Origin of the sequence: Cellulosimicrobium funkei (genome assembly GCF_900155925.1) — a bacterium.
Lineage (GTDB): Bacteria > Actinomycetota > Actinomycetes > Actinomycetales > Cellulomonadaceae > Cellulosimicrobium > Cellulosimicrobium funkei.
The window spans coordinates 223,718-243,225 of sequence record NZ_FTMI01000002.1; the positions used below are offsets into that span (position 1 = coordinate 223,718).

A 19,508-nucleotide genomic window follows, 5' to 3' on the forward strand; every position below is an offset into this window, starting at 1 on the left:
CGGGTCCTCACGGACGGTCGCGACGTGCGACAGTGTTCCGGGCGTTCGAGCACAGGACGCCCGTCGTCGAGCCGAGAGGCGTCTTGTGGTCGCGTCCTCCGCACCCTCCGACCCCGCGCGCGCCGCCCTCGCACCGGCCGAGGCGGAGCGCCTCGCCGCCGCGCTCGAGCGGCGCGCGATGTCTGCGAGCGAGGTCTCGTTCACCATCGCGGACGCCCGCGCCCCGGGGGTGCCTCTGGTCTGGGTCAACCCGGCGTTCACGGCGACCACCGGCTACGCCGCGGACGAGGTGCTCGGCACCAACTGTCGGTTCCTCCAGGGCCCGGGTACCGACCGCGACGCGGTCGCGAGGATCCGGGCCGCGGTCGACGGCGGCACCACGGCGGGCGAGACGCTGCTCAACTACCGCAAGGACGGCACAGCGTTCTGGAACCAGCTCACGATCTCGCCCGTGCACGACGAGCTCGGCACCCTCACCCACTTCGTGGGCGTCCAGGCCGACGTCACGGCGCGGGTGGAGACGGCGCGCTCGCGCGAGGCCGCCCTCGACGCCGCGATCTCGGCGAACCGTCGGCTGACCACGACCACGCGGCTCGTCGAGCGCCTGGGCGAGCTGCTCGGCACGGAGGACGTGCTCGCCGAGGCGGCACAGGCCGTGGCCGAGGTGTTCTCGTGCTGGGCGGTCGTCGTGACGTACCCGGGTGGGCGCTCGCGCACCGACGTCGCGTCGCACGACCCGGCGCTCGCCGATGCCGCCCGGCGCCTGTCCCGGACACCGGGCTGGGCGGACCGCTCGCTCGCGGCGGTCGACGTGCTCGGGGGCGGCGCGCGGTTCGCGCGGCCGTTCGACGTCACGCCCGACCTCGTCTCGCCGCACGCGGACGAGGAGGAGCTCGCCGCCATGCACGAGCTCGGGCTCGGCTCCGCGATGTCCGTCGGGCTGCGGGCCCGCGGCCGGATCGTCGGCGTGCTCGCCGTGGTCAGCGCGCAGCCCGGGTTCTTCGAGGACGAGGACGCCGTGATGTTCGAGGATCTCGGCCACCGGATCGGCCTCCTGCTCGACAACGCGCGGCTCTACGAGCGCGAGCGCGACGCCGCGCACACCCTGCAGGAGCGCATGCTGCCGCGGCTCGGATCCCTCGACGGGCTGGACGTGGCCGTGGTCTACCGGCCCGCCGGAGGCGGGTCGTCCGTGGGCGCCGCGGCGGTCGGCGGCGACTGGTTCGAGGCGATCGAGCTGCCCGACGGCCGCGTGCTGCTCGTGGTGGGGGACGTCGTCGGGCACGACATGCACGCCGCCGCCGCGATGGGTCAGATCCGGTCGGCGCTCCTCACCGTCGCGGCGGACGGCACGACGCCCGAGGAGGTCGTCGAGCGCCTGGACGGGCTCGTGAAGCGCTTCGGCCTCGCGGACGTCGCGACGTGCGTCGTCGCGACGCTCGGGCCGCCCGACGCGGACGGCGGGCGCGAGCTCGTCTACTGCCGGGCCGGCCACCCGCCGCCCCTGCTCCGCACGCCCGACGGCGCCGTCCGCCCGCTCGACGAGTCGCTCACCACGCCGATCGGGGTCGTCACGCCCCGGCCCGTCACGGCCGCCCGGCTGCGACCGCGTGCCGGGAGCGTGCTCGTGCTGTACACCGACGGCCTCGTGGAGTCCCGCGCCCGGGGCCAGCGCGAGGGCGTCGCGGAGCTCGCGCGGGCCCTCGGCCGCGCCCCGGCGGACGCGGACGCTGCCGCCGTCCGGGACCACTTGCTCGACCAGGCCGGGGGCCGCAGCGACGAGGACGACACGTGCCTGCTCGTCGTCCGCCTGCCACGCGGGGACGAGGCCGCGGCATCCGACGGTGGTGCGCCGCCCCACCCCTGAGCGGCGGGCGCTACGGACCCTCGGCGAGCGGCCCCCGCAGCCGCGCCCGGTCGTCCTCGGTCCCGCCCCGGAGCCGGCGCGCGAGCGTGTCGCGCCAGCGCGCGGGGAGCGTCGGGAGCGCGGCGAGCGCCGCGGCGGCCGGGAGGTCGTCGCGGTCGAGGTTCATCACCCGGTTGACCTCCCGCACCGTCGCGCTCCGGGCCGGCCGGTCGACGACGACGGCGGTCGCGCCCGCCCGCACCGTGCCGGGCGTGAGCACGCGCAGGTACCAGCCCGTGCGACCCGACGCCTGGACCCGGTCCGGGAGGTCGACGAGGCCGTGCACGGCCGCGAGCTTGTAGCAGGGGCGGCGCGGCATGCTCACCTGGAGGGTCGCCGTCCCGAGCGTGAGCACGTCGCCCAGCAGCAGGTCGTCCTCGGTGAGCCCGCGCGTCAGGAGGTTCTCCCCGAACGCGCCGGGCGGGAGGTCCGCGCCGAGCTCGTCGCGCCACGCCGCGTAGTGCTCGACCGGGTACACGCACACCGCCTTCTCGGTGCCGCCGTGCACGCGCCGGTCGGCCTGCGCGTCGCCCTCCAGCCCTTCCGTCCCCACCGCGACGGGGCCGAGGCGCGGCTGCTTGCGGAACGCCGTCGGCACGTCGCGCCCGCGGTGGGCCACCGTGCCCACCCCGCCGGTGCGCACCTCCAGCACGACGGCGCTCGCGGGCCCCGGGGCCGGCACGGGGGAGCGCGGGTCGCCAGGTCGGGACGGTGCGGCGGGGCGGGACGGTGCGGCGGGGCGGGACGGCACGGTGGCTCCTCTCAGGCGGCGCGGCGCAGGCCGACGGCGGGGAAGTCGACGGGGACGTCGAGCGCCACGTTGACGTAGTTGGTGAACAGGTTGAGCGCGACGTGCGCGACGACCTCGACCACCTGCTCGTCGGTCCACCCCGCGTCGCGCACCGCCTGGACGTCCTGCGCGGTCACGTGACCGCGCGCGTCGACGAGGGCGAGCGCGAAGCGCAGCAGCGCCTCGACGCGCGGGTCGGACGCGGTGCCGTCCTGCGCGGCGGTGAGGTCGTCGCGCGCGACGCCGGCCTTGCGCCCGAGCGCGGTGTGGGCGGCGAGGCAGTACGCGCACGCGTTCCGGTTCGCGACGGCGACGGCGATCTGCTCGCCGACGGCCGCGCCGAGCGTGCCGGTGCCGAGGGCGCCGAACGCACCCCACATGCTCTGCAGGGCGGCGGGCGAGTTCGCGACCGCCCGGAACATCGCCGGGACGCCGCCGAACGCGGCACGGATCTGGTCGAGCCCGTCGGCGACTGGGCCGGTGGCGGACTCGGGGCTGACGAGGGGGACACGGGACACGAGGATCTCCTCCGGTTGCGGGGACGCCGGTCCCGGGCGGGGCCGACGCCGTCCAGCCTGGTCGGTCGCGTCGGACGACGGGGAACGAATCGTCCTCGGAACGTGTCCGATCGTCTGGCATCCTGGGGCGATGGCTCCCGTCGACCGACTCTCGCACCTGCTCGAGCGGTTCCGCGTGCGGACGCACCTCTTCCACACCGGGCCGCTGTGCGGCGTCACGACGTTCGACGCGCGGCCCGGGCGCGGGTTCCTGCACGTGCTCCGGCGGGGCGAGATGGACATGACCCACGTCGGCGCGGACGGCCGGGTCGAGCGCCGCAGCGTCGACCGCCCGAGCCTGCTCTTCTACCCGCGCCCGCTCGACCACGCGTTCCACAACGCACCCACCGCGGACTCCGACTTCGCGTGCGCGACGCTCGACGTCGAGGGCGGCGCCACCCACCCGCTGGTGCGCACGCTGCCGCCCGTGCTCGTGCTGCCGCTCGCCGACGTCGCGGGGCTCGAGCCCGCGCTCGACCTGCTCTTCCGCGAGATCGACGACGTCCGCTGCGGCCGTCGCGTCCTCGCCGACCGGCTCTTCGAGGTCGTGCTCGTGCAGCTCTTCCGGTGGATCCTCGACCACGCCGACGACCTCGCGCTCCCGCCGGGGCTGCTCCCCGGCCTCGCCGACGAGCGCCTCGCGCCCGTGCTCGTCGCGGTGCACGAGGCTCCGGGGGAGCCGTGGACGCTCGCGTCGATGGCGCGCGCGGCGCACCTGTCCCGGAGCGCGTTCGCCGCCCGGTTCACCGCCGTCGTCGGGCAGCCGCCCGGCGACTACGTGACCGGCTGGCGCCTCACCGTCGCGCAGGACCGGCTCCGGGCGGGCAACTCGGTGAGCCGGACCGCGACCGAGCTCGGGTACGCGACGCCCGCCGCGTTCTCGCGCGCGTTCAGCCACCGCGTCGGCCGTTCGCCGCGCGCGTGGCTGGCCGAGCGCGCGGACCCGGTCGCGCCGCCCGTGGCATCCTGACGCGGTGCGGTCGAAGGGGCGGGTCGAACGGTGCGGGCCGAACCGAGGCGGGTCGAGCCGGTGCGCGTCGAGCCGCTGAGCGAGGACGTCCTCGTGGACCGGGTGGTCGAGCGCGTGCTCGCCGTCGGGCGTGAGCAGCCCCGGGCGGTCCGCCTCCTCGTCGACGGCCACCCCTCCACGCGGCCCGAGGACCTCGCGGATCGTCTGGTCGCGCCGCTGCGCGCGGCGGGCCGCCCGGTCGCGCGCGTGCGCGTGCAGGACTTCTGGCGCCCCGCGTCGCTGCGCCTCGAGCGCGGGCGCGAGGACCCCGACGCTCTTCTCGACGAGTGGGTCGACGTGGCCGGGCTCCGGCGCGAGGTGCTGGACGCCGTCGGGCCGGGTGGTACCGGCCGCTACCTGCCGAGCCTGCGCGACCCCGCGACGAGCCGGTCGACGCGCGCCGCGTACGTCGAGGCCGAGCCGGGCCTCGTCGTCGTGCTCGACGGCGCGCTCTGCCTGGGCCTCGGCCTCGCGCTCGACCTCACCGTGCACCTCGCCCTGCGTCCCGCGACGCTCGCGCGCCGCACCGCGCCCGACGCGGCGTGGACGCTCGCCGCCTACGGCCGGTACGCGCAGGAGGTCCGTCCCGAGGACGTGGCGGACGTCGTCGTGCGGGTCGACGACCCGCGGCACCCGGCGCTCGTGGTCCGCTGAGCCACCGCTGGCGGGGCGGGCCGGAGCGGGCGCGGTCAGCGGGGGAGGTGGGTCTCGACGAGCTCGACGATCGCCGGGTCGTCGGGCAGAGTGCGCGGCCGGAACCGGTGCACCTCGGCGCCCGGCAGGACGAGGAACTTCTCGAAGTTCCACGTGACGCGCCCCGCCTTGCCGTCCGCGTCGGGCGTCTTCTTGAGCTCCGCGTAGAGCGGGTGCGCGTGACGGCCGTTGACGCGCACGCGGTCCACCACGGGGAACGTGACGCCGTACGTGAGCGAGCAGAACTCCTGGATCGCCTCGTTGCTGCCGAGCTCCTGCAGGAACTGGTTGCTCGGGAACCCGATCACGGTGAACCCGCGGTCGCGGTACTTCTCCTGCATCGCCTCGAGCGTCGCGTACTGCGGCGCGAGCCCGCACCGCGACGCGACGTTGACCACCAGCACGACGTCGTCCGCGTGCTCGCGCAGGGTGTGCGTCGTCCCGTCCATGGCGTCGAACGGGATGTCGTACAGGCTCATGGGACCTCCTCGGGCGAGGCGCCGGCGCGTCCGGGCCCGTCCCATCCTCGCACCGCGGGTGTGACGTCGTGCGGAACCCGTCCCGACCCCCGGTCGAGCGCGCGCGAGCCTGCCCGTGGCGTGCTGAAGTATGTGCGCGATGCCAGCAGCCGAGAGAAGGGACGCCTCCATGCGCCCGTGGACCCCGAAGACCGACATGGTGCGCCGGTTGTACGTCGCAGGCCGGGAGGCGACGAGCCCGGCCGAGGCGCTCCGGATGTCCCCGCAGGAGCTCGCGGAGGAGTTCGACCGCTGGCTCGAGGGCGTCCGCGCCGCGCGCGAGCAGTAGGAGCGGCGGAATCTCGGTGGCCTCCCGCGCCCGCGCGGGACAGACTCGGGGCATGACGACGCGGCTGCCGGACGACGGCCCGGGCCACGGACACGACGGGGGACCGGACGACGGCCCCGACACCACCTCGCCCGTGACCCGGGCGGTGGTCGGCGTGGTCGTGGGCATCGCGATCTTCGCGTTCGTCGGCGTCGTGGGGTACTTCGCCGTCGTGACGGTCGGGATGCGGTCGTGGGCCGACCAGCGGGGCGCCTCCGCCGAGCGGTCGGTCGCGAGCGCCCCGGCGAGCACCTCGGCCGGCGCCGGGACCGGGCGCGAGACGACGCTCGACGCGTCGAACGAGGCGTACCGCCAGCGCCAGGGCACGCCCGAGCGCGACGCCGAGGCGGCCCGCTCGGTGCCCGCCGTCCGCGCCGCGCTCGACCCGGTCGCGGACGGCTCGGCGGTCGACGCCGACGAGGTCGCGGCGGCGCTCGCCGCCGCGGGGTTCGAGACCGTGCAGGTCGTGGGCACGACGGCGTCCGGCGAGGTCGCGACGACCGTCGGCGTGGGCGTCGCGGTGCCCGGCGGCTGCGTGTTCGGGGGCGTCGCGCCCGACGCCGTGACCCTCGAGGCCGGGGGTCCGATCGCGGACGGCGGCTGCCTGGAGATGCCGGCGCACTGACGCCCCTCGCACCGGGCGCCTGTGGCCGCGAGGCCCGGCCCGGGCGGTCCGGGAGGCCGCCGGGCGGGTCGATCTCGCGACCTGCGGCTCCACCTGGGTACGGTCAGCGGGGCGGGCGACGGAGCCCGTACGGCTGACGGAGGATGAGAGATGCGGATCGAGGGCGCGGTCGCGCTGGTGACGGGCGGGGCGTCGGGCCTCGGGCGCGCGACGGCGGAGGGCCTGGTGGCGGCCGGCGCGCGCGTCGTGCTGGCCGACCTCGCGTCGTCCGACGGCGCGGCGGTCGCCGAGGGCCTCGGCGACGCGGCGCGGTTCGTCCCCACGGACGTGACGAGCGAGGACGACGTCGCGCGGGCCCTGGACGCCGCCGACGCCCTGGGCGGGGCGCGCGTCGTCGTGAGCTGCGCCGGGATCGTGCTCGCGCAGCGGGTCCTCGGCCGGTCCGGGGTGCACGCGCTCGACGCGTTCCGCCGCGTGGTCGACGTCAACCTCGTCGGCACGTTCAACGTCGTCCGGCTCGCCGCGGAGCGCATGCTCGCCCTCGACCCGCTCGGTTCCGACCCCGACGGCGAGGAGCGCGGCGTCGTCGTGCAGACGGCGTCGGTCGCGGCGTTCGACGGCCAGGTCGGGCAGGCGGCCTACGCCGCGTCCAAGGCCGGGGTCGCCGGCCTCACGCTGCCGCTCGCGCGCGACCTCGCCCAGCACCGGATCCGCGTCATGACGATCGCGCCCGGGATCTTCCGCACCCCGATGATGGCGTCGCTCCCCGAGGCGGCGCAGGAGTCGCTCGGGGCGCAGGTGCCGCACCCGAGCCGGCTCGGGCGCCCGGAGGAGTACGCGCACCTCGTGCGCGCGATCGTGGAGAACCCGATGCTCAACGGCGAGGTGGTCCGCCTCGACGGCGCCATCCGCATGGCGCCGCGCTGAGCCGCAGGACCGCCGGGGGCCACGGGCCGCCCGACGCCGACAGGACCCCGGGCACGCGCCCGGAGGAGAGGAGAGGGACGATGCCGCCGTACACGACGGCGACCGACTTCCGGGCCGACCTGCTCGCCCGCGCGACGGCGGCCCAGCGCCGCGCGTCCGCCCGGAGCTTCTCGGGCGACGGCACCGTCGCCGGGGTGCGCATGGGCGACGTGTTCGTGCTCGCGAAGAACGCCCTCGACCTGCCGGTCGACCAGATCGAGCTGCTGCTCGAGGACCGGGTCCACGAGGTGCGGGCCGGCGGGTGCTCGATCATGGGCAAGGCGGCGACCGCCCGGCGCGTGACGGTCGAGCGGCACGCGGAGCTCGTCGAGCTCTTCCTGCGCCGGCACGACCGCATCGACACGTGGGACCTCGTGGACCTCACCGCGTCCCAGGTGCTGGGGACGTGGCTGCTCGACCGACCCCGCGACGTGCTCGACGACCTGGCGCGCGCGCCCGACTGGCCGCGCCGTCGCTCCGCCGTCGTCGCGACGGCGGCGTTCCTGCGGCGCGGCCAGGTCGACGACACGTTCCGGCTGTCGGCGATGTTGCTCGACGACCCGGAGCCGTACGTCCAGAAGGGTGTCGGCTGGATGCTCCGGCACGCGGGCGACGTCGAGCCCGAGCGGCTGCGGGCGTTCCTCGAGGAGCGGGCGGCCACGATGTCGCGCGACGTGCTGCGTGCGGCCGTCGAGAAGCTGCCGCCCGCGGAGCGCAAGGAGTGGCTCGCGCGCTGAGCGTCGGTCCGGCGCCTCAGCCCAGGCGGGCCACCGTCGGGTCGTCACCCAGGTCGAGCCGCAGCAGCCGGCCCTGGACCGCGGCGTACCGGGTGCTGGACGCCGCGTCGCTCCTCCAGCCGATCTCGCCGTCACGGAGGTCGAGCGCGACGAGCCGTGTCGTGCTGTGTTCCTCGTCCTCCCACGCCGAGACGGCGAGGAGTGCACGGGCGCCGTCGGTGAACGCCTGCCCGACGTGCAGCATCCCGGGGCCCACGGCGGGCCCCGCGCCGTCGTCGACCAGCTCGTCGATCGTGCGGGTCCACAGGGTGCGCCCGGTCTCCACGTCGACCCCGACGAGGACCGAACCCATGCCCTGGAGGACGACGGCGACGCCGTCCGCGACGACGTACGCGATCTCGGGGGAGTTCACCTCCGCGTTCTCCCAGCGCGGGCGCCCGGTCGCGTCGTGCGCGACGAGGTCCGTGACCTGGCGCGTGAGCACGAGGTCGCCCGCGGTCCCGTCCGTCGCGGTCGGGACGATCACCTCGCCCGTCGGCTCCCACCGGAGGGCACCGTCCGGCTCGAGCACGGCTGCCGCGCCGGTACCGTCCGGCGCGGCCCAGCCGCGGCCGACCGCGCGCAGGAGCGCGCCGTCGGGGAGCTGTGCGACCACGTCCGCGGGCTTCTCCGGGTCGTCGACGCGGGTGCCCTCGGGCGTGAACCGGGCGTCGACACCGCAGCCCCGCACGGCCACGAGCCCGGCGGAGCGGACGACGGTCCCGCCGTCGAGGTCGGCGTAGGTGGCGTCCTCGGCGACGGAGTACTGGTCGCACCCGCCCTCCTCGGCGACGAAGGGCAGCTCCTGCTCCCAGCGGACGGCGCCGGTCCGGGCGTCCTCCAGCGTGACGACGGCCGCGCGCCCCCCGGACAGGTCGGTGGGCAGGCCCGTCGAGGGGTCGGTCGGCACCGGGGCGGCGGGCGTGTCGCCGACGCGGCGGAAGCGGGCGACCGTGCCGTCCGGTCCCGGCGCCGACCAGCCGCGCGACGCGTCCAGGGGGCGGGTCGTGGCGGTGCCGTCGGCGTCGAGCACGGTCACCTGCGGGGCGGGGATGGGCGCCGTCCCGTCGACCGCCTCGCCGGTGGTCGTCGTGAGGAGCGTCCGGCTCGCGAGCTGCGAGGGGACGTCGTCGGTGACGCACACGAGCGTCTCGTCCGGCACCGGGGACGTCAGCGCGAGCTCGAGCTCGCCGCCGCAGCGGGACGTGCGTGGGAGGGGCACGGTCCAGCGGACCGCGCCGGAGTCGAGGTCGTGGGCGACCGCCTCGTCGTCGCGCACGACGACGAGGAGGCCGGGCAGCGCGGCGAGGGCGCCGCTCGTCTGCGCGTCCGTGGACCAGAGCTCCCGCGGCGTGCTCTCGACGGGCTCGACACCCCCGACGGAGCGGCGCAGCGTCTCCAGCGACCCGCGCGACGACGCGGCGTCCACGACCGCCATCCCGGCGACGACGAGCCCGACGGCGGTCGCTCCCGCGAGCGCCAGACGCAGGCGCCGCCGCCCGGCGCCGCTCGCGCGAGGCGGGGCGGCCTCCTCGGGGGCCGGGCCCGGGCTCGGGTCCGGTTCCGGGTGCCGGTCCGGTCTCGCGTCGCCCGCGACGTCGTCGAGCGCGAACGTGATCCGCAGGTGGTCGGGACGGCGTCGTCGGGGCACGCCCGCATCCTAGGGGAGCCGCCTCAAGGGGTCCCCGAGGAGTGGCCGGGCGACGACCCCGCGCCCGCTGCGGGCACCCGGCCGTAGAAGGGCTCGCGCAACCGCAGCCCTTCGCGGCGGGAGAACCAGACCGTGAGCACGACGGTGGCGCTGCCGAGGAGCCCGAGGTCGACGAGCAGCACGAGCGGCTCGATCGCGCCCTGCTCCATCGACGAGGCGCTGAAGGGCGCGAGGAGGAACAGGAAGAGGTTGTTGGCGACGTGCACGAGCACGGCCAGCTCGAGCCCGCCCGTCTTCCAGACGAGGAACCCGGTGCAGAGCGCGAACGCCGCGATGCCGATCTGCCCCACCCCGTCGTACCCGTGGCCGACGACGAAGAACGGGACCGGAAGGACGATCCCCCACACCGGTGAGCGCAGCCAGGTGCCGAGCATCTGCTGGGGAAGGCCGCGGAAGGCGTACTCCTCGGCGGCGCACTGCGGCGGCCCGAGGAGGAGGATGCACCCCAGGCTCAGCAGCAGGGCCGGGGTCACGGCCGGGGCCGCCAGGTCGGACGGCGGCCGGAGCAGGAACCCGCCCACGGTGACGACGCCGTAGAGCGGCACGACGAGCGGCACCGCGCTGCCGACGAGCCCCCACCGGAACCTCCCGGTCACCGAGTGGATCGTGCCGCGGCGCCGACCGCCCCAGCGCACGCCGAGCACGACGGCGGGCAGCAGGAGCGCGATGAGCCCGAGGCCGATCGCCCAGTCCAGCGGGTTGAGCGGGTCGGAGAAGTCGTCGGTGGGCATCGGCAGCCCGGGCCGGTAAGGCACCAGCACGGCGTAGGCGACCGCGACGACGGCGACCGGGGCGAGGAAGGCGAGGTAGAGGAGCGCCGTCGCGCCGAACGTGGTGAGCGGGGTCCACCACCGTGCGGGGCGAAGGTCGACGTGGGCCGCCCGGTGGTAGGGGAAGGTGGTCGCGGTCGTGCTGTCGAGCGTGGGCTGGGACACGGGACCGAAGAGCGGCGGGCCGGGCACGGGTGCCGTCGGGACGGGGCTCTCGTCGAGCGAGGGGTGCATGCGTCGAGCCTGGTCGGGCGGCTCGGGCCGCGGTATCGGTCATCGGTCTGATTTCCCGTCCTCAGCCGGGGCGCCGGGCTCGTCGGTGCCTACAGTGCTCCGGTGAGCATGTTCGCGCAGCGCCCGGCGTGGCGTCGGGTCCTCCGCGAGACGGGCCTCCTGGCCGCGGTCGCCCTGTCGGGTGCCCTGCTGTTCCTCGGCAACTTCGCCCTCAGCGTCGACACGCCGGGAGCGCAGGACGACCCCGTGCGGTTCGCCGCGCTCCTGTTCCTCGACCTCGCGTTCGGGGTCGCCGCGTGGGTCGTCGTGCTCTGGCGCCGCAGCGCGCCCTTCCTCGTCGCCCTGCTGCTCGCCGTGCTCGCCGTCGTCTCGACCGCGGCGGTGCCGGCGGCCCTCTTCGCGTTCGGGTCGCTCGCCACCCGGCGCCGGGTGCGCGAGCTGGCGCCGGTCGCGGCGGTCTGGCTCGTCGGCGTCCTGACGGTGGCCGCCCTGGGGATCGACCTGGTCGGCGTCGCGCTGCCGTGGTGGGAGGTGGTGGTCGCGGTGGGCGCGACCGCGGTCGTCCTCGCCGTCGCGCTCGCCGCGGGCATCGCCGTCGGCGCGCGGCGGGACCTCGTCGCCACCCTGCACGAGCGGGTCCGGCTGACCGCGGAGGAGCAGCGCCTCGGCGAGGAGCGAGCTCGCCACCAGGAGCGCACGCAGATCGCCCGGGAGATGCACGACGCCCTCGCACACCGCCTCTCGGTGACCGCGATGCACGCGAGCGTCCTGCGGCACCGGACGGACCTCGACGCCGCGGACCGGGACGAGGCCGTCGCCGCCCTGCACGACAGCAGCCGTCAGGCGCTCGCCGACCTGCGCGAGCTCCTCACCTACGCGCGGGGCCCGAGCCGGTCGGACGACGACCGGCCCCAGCCGACCCTGGACCGGCTCGACGAGCTCGTGGCCGAGACGCCGCTCGCCCGGACGGACTGCGCCGTCGACCTCGAGCGCCTGCCCCCGACCGTCAGCCGGCACTCGTTCCGGATCGTCCAGGAGTGCCTGACCAACGCCCGGCGGCACGCCCCCGGGCAGCGCGTCGACGTCGCCATCAGCGGCGCTCCCGGCCGCGAGCTGGCGATCGTCGTGCGCAACGCACTCGCGGGGCCGGGGCAGGGCGCGCCCCGACCGGGCCTCGGCGTCATCGGGATGCAGGAACGGGCGCGGGCCGTGGGCGGGTCCGTCAGCGTCCGCCCGGGCGTCGACGAGCACGTGGTGTCGGTGACGATCCCCTGGCCGGCCGCGTGAGCCGCCCGTCATCCGACGTCGTCCGGGTGGTCACCGTCGACGACCAGCCGGAGGTCCGCTCGGCGCTGCGCCTGATGCTCGGCGGCGAGCCCGACATCGCCGTGGTGGGCGAGGCGGTCGACGGGGACCACGCGCGCGACGTCATCGAGGCCTGCCGGCCCGACGTCGTGCTCATGGACCTGCGCATGCCGCGCTGCGACGGGCTGGTCGCGACGGCGCGCGAGACCGCGCTCCGGCCGGAGACGGCGATCATCGTCCTGACGACCTTCGACACGGACCACCACGTCGTCCGTGCCCTGCGTGCCGGGGCGTGCGGGTTCCTCCTCAAGGACGCGCCGCCCGACGAGCTCGCCCACGCCGTCCGCGCGGCGGCCCAGGGACGGCCCGTCCTCGCGCCCGCGGTGCTGCGGCGGGTGATGACCCTCGCGGCCGAGAACACCCGGCCGCCGGACGCCGCCGCGGTCGACGCCCTCGCGACGCTCTCCCCGCGCGAGCGCGAGATCGCGCGCGCCCTCGCCCGGGGGATGTCGAACGCGGAGATCTGCGCGGCGCTGTTCATCTCGCTCGCCACCGTGAAGACGCACGTCAGCCGGGTGATCGCCAAGCTCGGCGTGGAGTCGCGCACCCAGGTCGCCGCCCTCGTGCTGCGGAACGACCCGGAGCACGGATGACCGCGGCGGGGGTTCCCGCGGCGGACCGGGCGGCGTACGGTGAGCGCACGCGGTCCGGGCATCCTGGCAAGAATCTCCCTTTTGCCTCTCTGCTGTGAAAGTTTGTGCCACACTGGCCCCGTGAGCAGCAGCACGCCCGGGGGGCCGTGGGTCGTCGGGCTCGACGTCGGGGGGTCGGGGAGCCGCCTCCTCGCCCGTCGCCTGCCCGCCGCGGCAGGGTCCGGTGCGGGTACGGACGACGTCGCGCTGTCCGGCCGACCGGTCGCGATCGGGCCGACGGGGAGCGACGCCGCGGACGTCGTGCGTGACCTCCTCGACGCCCTCCGTGCCGCGGTCCCCGCTCTCGCCGCGGACGGCGCCGCCGCGGCCGCGGTCGGTGCGACCGGCCTCGCGTCCCTCGTGCGCGACCCCGCCGAGCTGCACGCCGCGTTGCGCACGGGCCTGCCTCCCGCCGCGGGCCCCGCGGTCGACGGCGACCCGTCCGTCCGGCCCGGCCCGCGCACCGCCGTCGCGGCCGACGCGCTCACCGCGCACCTCGGCGCGCTGGGCGGCCGTCCCGGCGCCGTCGTGGCGGTCGGCACCGGGGCGATCGCGCTCGGCACCGACCTGCGGACCGTGTGGCACCGCGTCGACGGGTGGGGCCACCTGCTCGGCGACCTGGGCTCCGGGTCGTGGATCGGCGCGCAGGGGCTGCGGGCCGCGGTCGCCGCGCACGACGGCCGCGACTCCGGCGGCTCGCCGGCGCTGCTCGCCGCCGCCGTCGCGCGGTTCGGCCCGGTGCCGTCGTGGCCCGGGCAGCTCTACACGCGCCCCGACCGCGCCCAGGTGCTCGCGTCGTTCACGCCCGACGTCGCGGCCGCGGCCCGTGCGGACGACACCGTCGCGCGGCAGGTCCTCGCGGGCGCCGGGACCCACCTCGCGACGACGCTCGCCGCCGCGCTCGTCGACGACGTCCCGCCGCTCGCCGCCGCGACCGGCGGGGTGCTGGGGATCGGCCCGCTGCTGACGGACGCGTTCCGGGCGCGGCTCGCCGTGCTGCGGCCGGACGTCGCGCTCGTCGACCCTGCGGGCACGCCGCTCGACGGCGCGCTGCACCTCGCCGCGCGCCTCGCGACCGAGCCGGGCTCCGTCGTCGAGCACGCGCCCTGGCTCACGCTCGGCGACCACGCCGCGCCACCGACCGCCGTGCCACCGACCGCCGCGCCACCGACCGCCCTGCCGCCGGGCGCGCCCGGCACCGCCCCGCACCCGACCACCGCCGAGGAGACCCCATGACCGCCGACGGCCTCGTCCGCATCCGCCAGGCCCTGCCGAGCCTGCGGCCCGCCGAGGCGCGCATCGCCGAGGCCGTGCTCGCTGACCCGGCGGCCGTCGTGGGCAAGACGATCACGGAGCTCGCCGCGCTCGTCGGGACGTCGCAGGCGACGGTCGTGCGGTTCTGCCGCGCGGTCGGGTACGCCGGGTACCCGGAGTTCCGCATCGACCTCGCGCAGGCGACGAGCCGTCGCGCCGTCGAGCAGGAGCGCGCGAACGTCGCGCACGGCGAGATCGACCCCGACGACACGCTGCACGACGTCGTCACAAAGATCGCGTTCCACGAGGCGCGCACCATCGAGGAGACGGCGCGCATGCTCGACCTCGACGCGCTGGAGCAGGTCACCGCCGCGGTCGCGCAGGCGACGCGGATCGACCTGTTCGGCGTCGGGTCGAGCGGGCTCACGGCGCAGGACCTCGCGCAGAAGCTCCAGCGCATCGGGCTGCTGTGCTTCGCGTCGCCGGACCCGCACGTCCAGCTCCAGTCCGCGGCGCTCCTGGCCGAGGGCGCCGTCGCGGTCGGCGTCTCGCACAGCGGGCTCACCGTCGAGACGAACGACGCCCTGCGCATCGCGCGCGACCGCGGCGCGACGACCGTCGCCGTGACGAACTTCCCCGAGTCGCCGCTCGTCGAGCACGCGGACCTCGTGCTCACCACGACGGCGCGCGAGACGCAGTTCCGGTCCGGCGCCCTGTCGAGCCGCATCGCGCAGCTCGCGCTCGTCGACTTCCTGTTCGTGCGCGTCGCGCAGCGCCTGTACGACCGCACGACCGCGAACCTGCGCGCGACGTACGAGGCCGTGCAGCCCCACCGCCTCGGCTACGACCGCCGGACGCGCCCGTGACCGCCGTCGAGACGCCCGGCCTCGAGCTGCGCACGGACCTCCTCACGCGGGTCGCGCAGGCGCACGACGCGTCGCACTACCTCCTGCGGCCCGAGGTCGTCGTGCGCGCGCACGACCGCGGCGGCGTCGTCGCGGCGATGCGCGAGGCGACCCGCCGCGGGCTGCCGGTGACGTTCCGCTCCGGCGGCACGAGCCTGTCCGGCCAGGCGTCGGGCGCGGGCGTGCTCGTCGACACGCGCACGCGCTTCACCCGGGTCGAGGTGCTCGACGGCGGCGAGCGCGTGCGCTGCGAGCCCGGCGCGACGCTGCGGCTCGTCAACGCGCACCTGCTGCGCCACGGGCGCCGGCTCGGCCCGGACCCGGCGAGCGAGATCGCGTGCACGATCGGCGGGGTCGTGGCGAACAACTCGTCGGGCATGTCGTCGGGGACGGCGCGGACCGCGTACCGGACGGTCGAGGCGATGACGGTCGTGCTCGCGAGCGGGACGGTCGTCGACACGGGCGCGCCCGACGCCGACGCGCGCCTGCGCGCCGCCGAGCCCGCGATCCACCGCGGTCTCGCGGAGCTGCGCGACCGCGTGCGGGGCAGCGCCGCGATGCGCGCGGAGATCGAGCGCCAGTTCGCGATGAAGAACACGATGGGCTACTCCGTCAACGCGTTCCTCGACCACGACGAGCCCGTGAAGATCCTCGAGCACCTGCTCGTCGGGAGCGAGGGCACGCTCGGCTGGGTCGCCGACGTGACGTTCCGGACGGTGCCGCTCCTCGCGCACGCCGCGACGACCCTCCTCGTGCTCGACTCGCTGGAGCACGCCACGGACGCGCTCGTGCCGCTCGTCGCGTCGGGCGCGGAGGCGATCGAGCTGCTCGACGCGGCGTCGCTCCGCGTCGCCGCGGCGGACCCGGCCGCCGATCCCTCGATGCGCTCGCTGGCCTCCGGGGCGGGCATCCACCGGCAGACCGCGCTCCTCGTCGAGTACCGCGCGGCGACCTCCGACGCTCTCGCGCCCTTCCAGGAGGCGGCGCGCGACGTCGTCGGCTCGCTCGCCGGCTCCCTGGCCGTCCCCGCCGCGGTGACGACCGACGCCGCGACGCGCGAGCGCCTGTGGCGCGTGCGCAAGGGCCTGTACACCGCCGTCGCGGGCGCGCGGCCCGCGGGCAGCACCGCGCTGCTCGAGGACGTGGCCGTCCCCGTCGCCGACCTCACCGCGACGGTGCGCGACCTCGGCGCGCTCTTCGAGCGCCGGGGCTACGGCGACGCGGTGACGTTCGGGCACGCCAAGGACGGCAACCTGCACTTCATGATCACGCCGCGCCTCGGCGACCGCGCCGAGCTCGACCGGTACGCGGCGTTCAGCGACGACCTCGTCGACCTCGTGCTCGGCCACGGCGGCACGCTCAAGGCCGAGCACGGCACCGGCCGCATCATGGCGCCGTTCGTGCGGCGCCAGTACGGCGACGAGCTCTACGCCGTCATGCGCGAGGTCAAGCGGCTGCTCGACCCGCACGGCCTGCTCAACCCGGGCGTCGTGCTCACCGACGACGACCACGAGCACCTGCGGAACCTCAAGGTCGAGTCGTCGGCGGGCGGGGACGACGCGGCGCTCGTCGACCGCTGCGTCGAGTGCGGGTACTGCGAGCCGGGCTGCCCGTCGCGCACCGTGACGACCACGCCGCGCCAGCGCATCGCGCTGCTCAAGGAGATGGCCGCCGCGCCGCCCGCCGAGCGGCGCGAGCTCGAGCGGCAGTACGCCTACCAGGGCGTCGCGACGTGCGCCGCGGACTCGCTGTGCGTCGAGGCGTGCCCCGTGGGCATCGACACGGGCGTCGTCATGAAGGGCCACCGCGCGCGGTCGCAGCCGCGGCTCGTGCAGCGCGGGGGAGCGGCCGCCGCCGAGCACTGGGGGACCGTGGTCACGGGCCTGCGCGCCGCGCTCGGCGTCGTCGAAGCGCTCCCGACGCCGCTGGTGCGCGTCGCGTCCGACGTCGCCCGCGGGGTCGTCGGGACGGACGTCGTGCCGCGCGTCGACGCCGACCTGCCCGGTCCCGGGCCGCGCCGCGGGACCACGGCCGTCGTGTCCGACGGCGGCGCCACCCCCGCGCGCGCGGTGCTGTTCGCGTCGTGCATGGGTGAGCTCTTCGCGCCCGCCGGGGCCGGCCTGCCCGCGGGCGCGTGCGGCGGAGACGGCGCGAGCCGCCCGGTCGGGGCCGAGGCCGCGTTCCGGGCGCTGTGCGAGCGGGCGGGCGTCGGGCTCGTGGTCCCCGACGGGATCGGCGGGCTGTGCTGCGGCACCCCGTGGTCGTCCAAGGGCCTGCCCGACGGCGCGGCCGCCATGGCCCGCAAGGTCGTGGACGCGCTGTGGGTCGCCACGCGCGAGGGCGAGCTGCCGGTCGTGTGCGACGCGTCGAGCTGCACCCACGGCCTCGCCGAGACGGCGCGCCACCTCACCGGGACGGACCCGCGCGACGAGCGGGCGCGCGACCGGTTCGCCCGGCTGCGGGTCGTCGACGCCGTGACGTTCGTGCGCACCGACGTGCTGCCCGGCCTCGCGGCGCGCGGGGTCGACGTCGCGCGGGCGGGGGACGTCGTCGTGCACCCGACGTGCGCGACCGTGCACCTGGGCGCCGTGGACGACCTGCGGGCCGTGGCGGAGGCCGTCGCCGAGCGCGCCACCGTGCCGACGGCCTGGGGCTGCTGCGGGTTCGCGGGCGACCGCGGGATGCTGCACCCCGAGCTCACCGCGGGCGCGACGCGCGCCGAGGCGGACGAGGTCGCGCACCGCGCCGGCAGGCTCCCGGAGGGGCGCTTCGACGCGTACGTGTCGAGCAACCGGACGTGCGAGATGGGCATGTCCCGCGCCACGGGCGAGGACTACGTCCACGTGCTCGAGCTCCTGGAGGCGGCCACGCGCCCCGGCGCGGCCGTCTGACCCCCGCGCGGTCGAGCCGGGAGCGGTCGCTCGGCGCGGTCGCTGCGACGCGGGGAGGCGGCAGACCGCTCGTCGCGGTGCATAGGGAGTGCCGACTGGTGGACGCCACCGCCGGCACTGCCCCCCAGGAGGACGACCGGATGGACGGCATCACCGCGATCGCGCAGCGGGTGGCTGCCATCGAGGCGACCCTCAGCCCCGCCCGCACCGTCGACGTCCGCACCGTCGACACCCGCGCCGCGGACGCCGTCGCGAGCGGCTCCGGCGCGCGCTTCGACGAGCTCCTCAGCACGGTGCTGGCGGGGTCGACCGGCACCGGCAGCACCGCGGTAGCGGGCGCGACCGGTCCCGACCGGACGCGCACGGTCGACGGCGTCCCCGGCGACCTCGGGGCCTACGGCAACGGGAAGATCCCCCGGTCCGCCCTGCAGGAGGTCGGGACGACCGGCCATCGCCTCTGGGCGCCCGCGGGCCAGGCGCTCGAGGGCCTGCTCGCCGAGGCGGCGCGCGACGGCGTCCGCATCGGCATCACGGACTCCTACCGGTCCTACGACGCGCAGGTCGACGTCGCCGCGCGCAAGGGCCTGTACTCCCAGGGCGGGCTCGCCGCCGAGCCGGGGACCAGCCCGCACGGCTGGGGCATCGCGGTCGACCTCGACCTGGACGAGCGAGCGCAGGCGTGGATGCGCACCAACGGCGGCCGCTTCGGCTTCGTCGAGGACACCCCGCGCGAGCCGTGGCACTGGGTGTACCGGTCCTGACCGCGGGGCCCTCCTGCAGCAAGGAGTTCCGCGGCGCCTCGCCGAGCGGTTGACCACGGCGAACCCCGGCACGCTCGAACCGGGTCCCTGGTCACGGGGGTGCTCGCCTCGTGCTGGGTGGGCGGGGAGGGCTATCGGTAGGCGTCGGCGCGGTGCGCGATGCGGACGACGAGCAGCACCCCGGTGTCGTGGTCGAGCTCGAACAGCACGCGGTAGTCGCCGCGGCGCGCGGAGCGCAGGCCTTCGAGCTCGTACCGCAGCGGCTTGCTCATGCGTTCGGGGTTGGTCGGCAGGGTCGTGGTGACGAACTCGACGACCGCGGCCGCGATCTTGTGCGGCAGGCGCAGCAGCGACCGCTCGGCCGCGGGTGCGATCTCGACCCGCCACGCCGGTGTCTGGTCGTCGGTCACTGCGCCGGCAGCCCGAACCGTGCCCGCAGGTCCTTACCGGACGTCGTGGCGCCCTCGGCGGCGGCGCGACGGGCCTCGTCGATGTCGTCGCGCACGCCGGGCTGGGACAGCCAGAACAGCGTCTCGCGCAGCGACTCGAGGTCGTCCTCGGCCATCAGCACCGCGGCACCGCGCCCGTGCCGGGTGATCCGGATGATCTCGTGCTCCCGGTCGGCCTCGTCCACCAGGGCCGACAACTTGTCTTTCGCCTCGCTCAGCGCTACGGATTTCATACGGCCATATTAGCCGAACTGCTAGCCTGTAGGTAGCCCAATTTCCAGCCAATAAGGCCATCGGCTCCCTCTCACGCTCGCGCCCTGCGCTCCCCCACAGGACGTCGGCAGGCCCGGCGCAGCGGCGGACAGGCA

The 19,508-nt window shown here is 76.5% G+C and carries 20 protein-coding genes; 13 read left to right on the plus strand and 7 right to left on the minus strand.

What is annotated here, in order from left to right:
- The first annotated feature begins 85 nt into the window (after positions 1 to 85).
- Positions 86 to 1,867, plus strand: a complete 1,782-nt coding sequence (locus tag BXA05_RS05280; RefSeq protein ID WP_083711511.1) for a SpoIIE family protein phosphatase — start codon at positions 86 to 88, stop codon at positions 1,865 to 1,867.
- A gap of 10 nt (positions 1,868 to 1,877) precedes the next feature.
- Here BXA05_RS05280 and BXA05_RS05285 read toward each other — a convergent pair whose 3' ends face one another.
- The gene (locus BXA05_RS05285; protein WP_211435825.1) at positions 1,878 to 2,657 is read right to left on the minus strand and encodes an MOSC domain-containing protein; all 780 of its coding nucleotides are present in this window, start codon (positions 2,655 to 2,657) and stop codon (positions 1,878 to 1,880) included.
- A gap of 11 nt (positions 2,658 to 2,668) precedes the next feature.
- Positions 2,669 to 3,214, minus strand: a complete 546-nt coding sequence (locus tag BXA05_RS05290; protein WP_076404221.1) for a carboxymuconolactone decarboxylase family protein — start codon at positions 3,212 to 3,214, stop codon at positions 2,669 to 2,671.
- Between the two features lie 130 nt (positions 3,215 to 3,344).
- On the opposite strand from BXA05_RS05290, the gene BXA05_RS05295 reads away from it, so the two are divergent.
- Both BXA05_RS05295 and BXA05_RS05300 read left to right on the plus strand, forming a co-directional pair.
- On the plus strand, positions 3,345 to 4,223 hold the full coding sequence (locus tag BXA05_RS05295; RefSeq protein ID WP_076404222.1) for an AraC family transcriptional regulator: 879 nt from the start codon (positions 3,345 to 3,347) through the stop codon (positions 4,221 to 4,223).
- 30 nt (positions 4,224 to 4,253) lie between these two features.
- The gene (locus BXA05_RS05300; protein WP_232422921.1) at positions 4,254 to 4,916 is read left to right on the plus strand and encodes a nucleoside/nucleotide kinase family protein; all 663 of its coding nucleotides are present in this window, start codon (positions 4,254 to 4,256) and stop codon (positions 4,914 to 4,916) included.
- A 35-nt stretch (positions 4,917 to 4,951) separates the two neighbouring features.
- Here BXA05_RS05300 and BXA05_RS05305 read toward each other — a convergent pair whose 3' ends face one another.
- A complete protein-coding gene (locus BXA05_RS05305; protein WP_076404223.1) occupies positions 4,952 to 5,434 on the minus strand; it encodes a glutathione peroxidase in 483 nt (160 codons plus the stop codon).
- A gap of 169 nt (positions 5,435 to 5,603) precedes the next feature.
- Here BXA05_RS05305 and BXA05_RS19970 point away from each other — a divergent pair, with 169 nt between their 5' ends.
- The 4 genes from BXA05_RS19970 (at position 5,604) to BXA05_RS05320 (ending at position 8,129) form a co-directional block, all read left to right on the plus strand.
- On the plus strand, positions 5,604 to 5,762 hold the full coding sequence (locus BXA05_RS19970; protein WP_021483806.1) for a hypothetical protein: 159 nt from the start codon (positions 5,604 to 5,606) through the stop codon (positions 5,760 to 5,762).
- Between the two features lie 52 nt (positions 5,763 to 5,814).
- Entirely contained in the window at positions 5,815 to 6,426 is a 612-nt protein-coding gene (locus BXA05_RS05310; protein ID WP_076404224.1) for a DUF6993 domain-containing protein, read from the plus strand.
- A gap of 150 nt (positions 6,427 to 6,576) precedes the next feature.
- Positions 6,577 to 7,353 carry an SDR family NAD(P)-dependent oxidoreductase gene (locus BXA05_RS05315; RefSeq protein WP_076404225.1) on the plus strand — a complete coding sequence of 259 codons (777 nt, stop codon included), beginning with the start codon at positions 6,577 to 6,579 and terminating at the stop codon, positions 7,351 to 7,353.
- Between the two features lie 80 nt (positions 7,354 to 7,433).
- Entirely contained in the window at positions 7,434 to 8,129 is a 696-nt protein-coding gene (locus BXA05_RS05320) for a DNA alkylation repair protein (protein ID WP_076404226.1), read from the plus strand.
- 16 nt (positions 8,130 to 8,145) lie between these two features.
- On the opposite strand, the gene BXA05_RS05325 is transcribed toward BXA05_RS05320, so the two are convergent.
- Together BXA05_RS05325 and BXA05_RS05330 are read right to left on the minus strand one after the other, a co-directional pair.
- Positions 8,146 to 9,819: a BamB-related PQQ repeat family beta-propellar protein gene (locus BXA05_RS05325; protein WP_076404227.1), complete on the minus strand. Its 1,674-nt coding sequence runs from the start codon at positions 9,817 to 9,819 to the stop codon at positions 8,146 to 8,148.
- Positions 9,820 to 9,842: 23 nt separating this feature from the next.
- Positions 9,843 to 10,883 (minus strand): CPBP family intramembrane glutamic endopeptidase, encoded by a 1,041-nt coding sequence (locus BXA05_RS05330; RefSeq protein ID WP_076404228.1) that lies wholly within the window; start codon positions 10,881 to 10,883, stop codon positions 9,843 to 9,845.
- 108 nt (positions 10,884 to 10,991) lie between these two features.
- Between BXA05_RS05330 and BXA05_RS05335 the strand changes: the two genes are divergently transcribed.
- The 6 genes from BXA05_RS05335 (at position 10,992) to BXA05_RS05360 (ending at position 18,691) form a co-directional block, all read left to right on the plus strand.
- The gene (locus BXA05_RS05335) at positions 10,992 to 12,170 is read left to right on the plus strand and encodes a sensor histidine kinase (protein WP_076404595.1); all 1,179 of its coding nucleotides are present in this window, start codon (positions 10,992 to 10,994) and stop codon (positions 12,168 to 12,170) included.
- Positions 12,167 to 12,841 carry a response regulator gene (locus BXA05_RS05340; protein ID WP_076404229.1) on the plus strand — a complete coding sequence of 225 codons (675 nt, stop codon included), beginning with the start codon at positions 12,167 to 12,169 and terminating at the stop codon, positions 12,839 to 12,841. Before BXA05_RS05335 ends, BXA05_RS05340 begins: the two co-directional genes overlap by 4 nt.
- Before the next feature lie 120 nt (positions 12,842 to 12,961).
- Entirely contained in the window at positions 12,962 to 14,116 is a 1,155-nt protein-coding gene (locus BXA05_RS05345; RefSeq protein WP_076404230.1) for an N-acetylglucosamine kinase, read from the plus strand.
- The gene (locus BXA05_RS05350; protein WP_021482220.1) at positions 14,113 to 15,000 is read left to right on the plus strand and encodes a MurR/RpiR family transcriptional regulator; all 888 of its coding nucleotides are present in this window, start codon (positions 14,113 to 14,115) and stop codon (positions 14,998 to 15,000) included. The genes BXA05_RS05345 and BXA05_RS05350 overlap by 4 nt, the downstream gene beginning before the upstream one ends.
- Positions 14,997 to 17,930, plus strand: coding sequence for an FAD-binding and (Fe-S)-binding domain-containing protein (locus BXA05_RS05355; RefSeq protein ID WP_076404231.1), 2,934 nt, complete (start codon positions 14,997 to 14,999; stop codon positions 17,928 to 17,930). Before BXA05_RS05350 ends, BXA05_RS05355 begins: the two co-directional genes overlap by 4 nt.
- A gap of 140 nt (positions 17,931 to 18,070) precedes the next feature.
- A complete protein-coding gene (locus tag BXA05_RS05360) occupies positions 18,071 to 18,691 on the plus strand; it encodes a M15 family metallopeptidase (protein ID WP_076404232.1) in 621 nt (206 codons plus the stop codon).
- Between the two features lie 131 nt (positions 18,692 to 18,822).
- Here BXA05_RS05360 and BXA05_RS05365 read toward each other — a convergent pair whose 3' ends face one another.
- Both BXA05_RS05365 and BXA05_RS05370 read right to left on the minus strand, forming a co-directional pair.
- On the minus strand, positions 18,823 to 19,101 hold the full coding sequence (locus BXA05_RS05365; RefSeq protein WP_061269405.1) for a type II toxin-antitoxin system RelE family toxin: 279 nt from the start codon (positions 19,099 to 19,101) through the stop codon (positions 18,823 to 18,825).
- Positions 19,098 to 19,373: a type II toxin-antitoxin system Phd/YefM family antitoxin gene (locus BXA05_RS05370; protein ID WP_076404233.1), complete on the minus strand. Its 276-nt coding sequence runs from the start codon at positions 19,371 to 19,373 to the stop codon at positions 19,098 to 19,100. Before BXA05_RS05370 ends, BXA05_RS05365 begins: the two co-directional genes overlap by 4 nt.
- Between the last annotated feature and the right edge of the window lie 135 nt (positions 19,374 to 19,508).

What these genes read in the sequence shown, in the direction of transcription:
- BXA05_RS05370 (WP_076404233.1), bottom strand. Translation starts at nt 19,373, where the DNA reads ATGAAATCCGTAGCGCTGAGCGAGGCGAAAGACAAGTTGTCGGCCCTG.
- BXA05_RS05305 (WP_076404223.1), bottom strand. Translation starts at nt 5,434, where the DNA reads ATGAGCCTGTACGACATCCCGTTCGACGCCATGGACGGGACGACGCAC.
- BXA05_RS05310 (WP_076404224.1), top strand. Translation starts at nt 5,815, where the DNA reads ATGACGACGCGGCTGCCGGACGACGGCCCGGGCCACGGACACGACGGG.
- BXA05_RS05320 (WP_076404226.1), top strand. Translation starts at nt 7,434, where the DNA reads ATGCCGCCGTACACGACGGCGACCGACTTCCGGGCCGACCTGCTCGCC.
- BXA05_RS05360 (WP_076404232.1), top strand. Translation starts at nt 18,071, where the DNA reads ATGGACGGCATCACCGCGATCGCGCAGCGGGTGGCTGCCATCGAGGCG.
- BXA05_RS05350 (WP_021482220.1), top strand. Translation starts at nt 14,113, where the DNA reads ATGACCGCCGACGGCCTCGTCCGCATCCGCCAGGCCCTGCCGAGCCTG.
- BXA05_RS05330 (WP_076404228.1), bottom strand. Translation starts at nt 10,883, where the DNA reads ATGCACCCCTCGCTCGACGAGAGCCCCGTCCCGACGGCACCCGTGCCC.
- BXA05_RS05315 (WP_076404225.1), top strand. Translation starts at nt 6,577, where the DNA reads ATGCGGATCGAGGGCGCGGTCGCGCTGGTGACGGGCGGGGCGTCGGGC.
- BXA05_RS05335 (WP_076404595.1), top strand. Translation starts at nt 10,992, where the DNA reads ATGTTCGCGCAGCGCCCGGCGTGGCGTCGGGTCCTCCGCGAGACGGGC.
- BXA05_RS05295 (WP_076404222.1), top strand. Translation starts at nt 3,345, where the DNA reads ATGGCTCCCGTCGACCGACTCTCGCACCTGCTCGAGCGGTTCCGCGTG.
- BXA05_RS19970 (WP_021483806.1), top strand. Translation starts at nt 5,604, where the DNA reads ATGCGCCCGTGGACCCCGAAGACCGACATGGTGCGCCGGTTGTACGTC.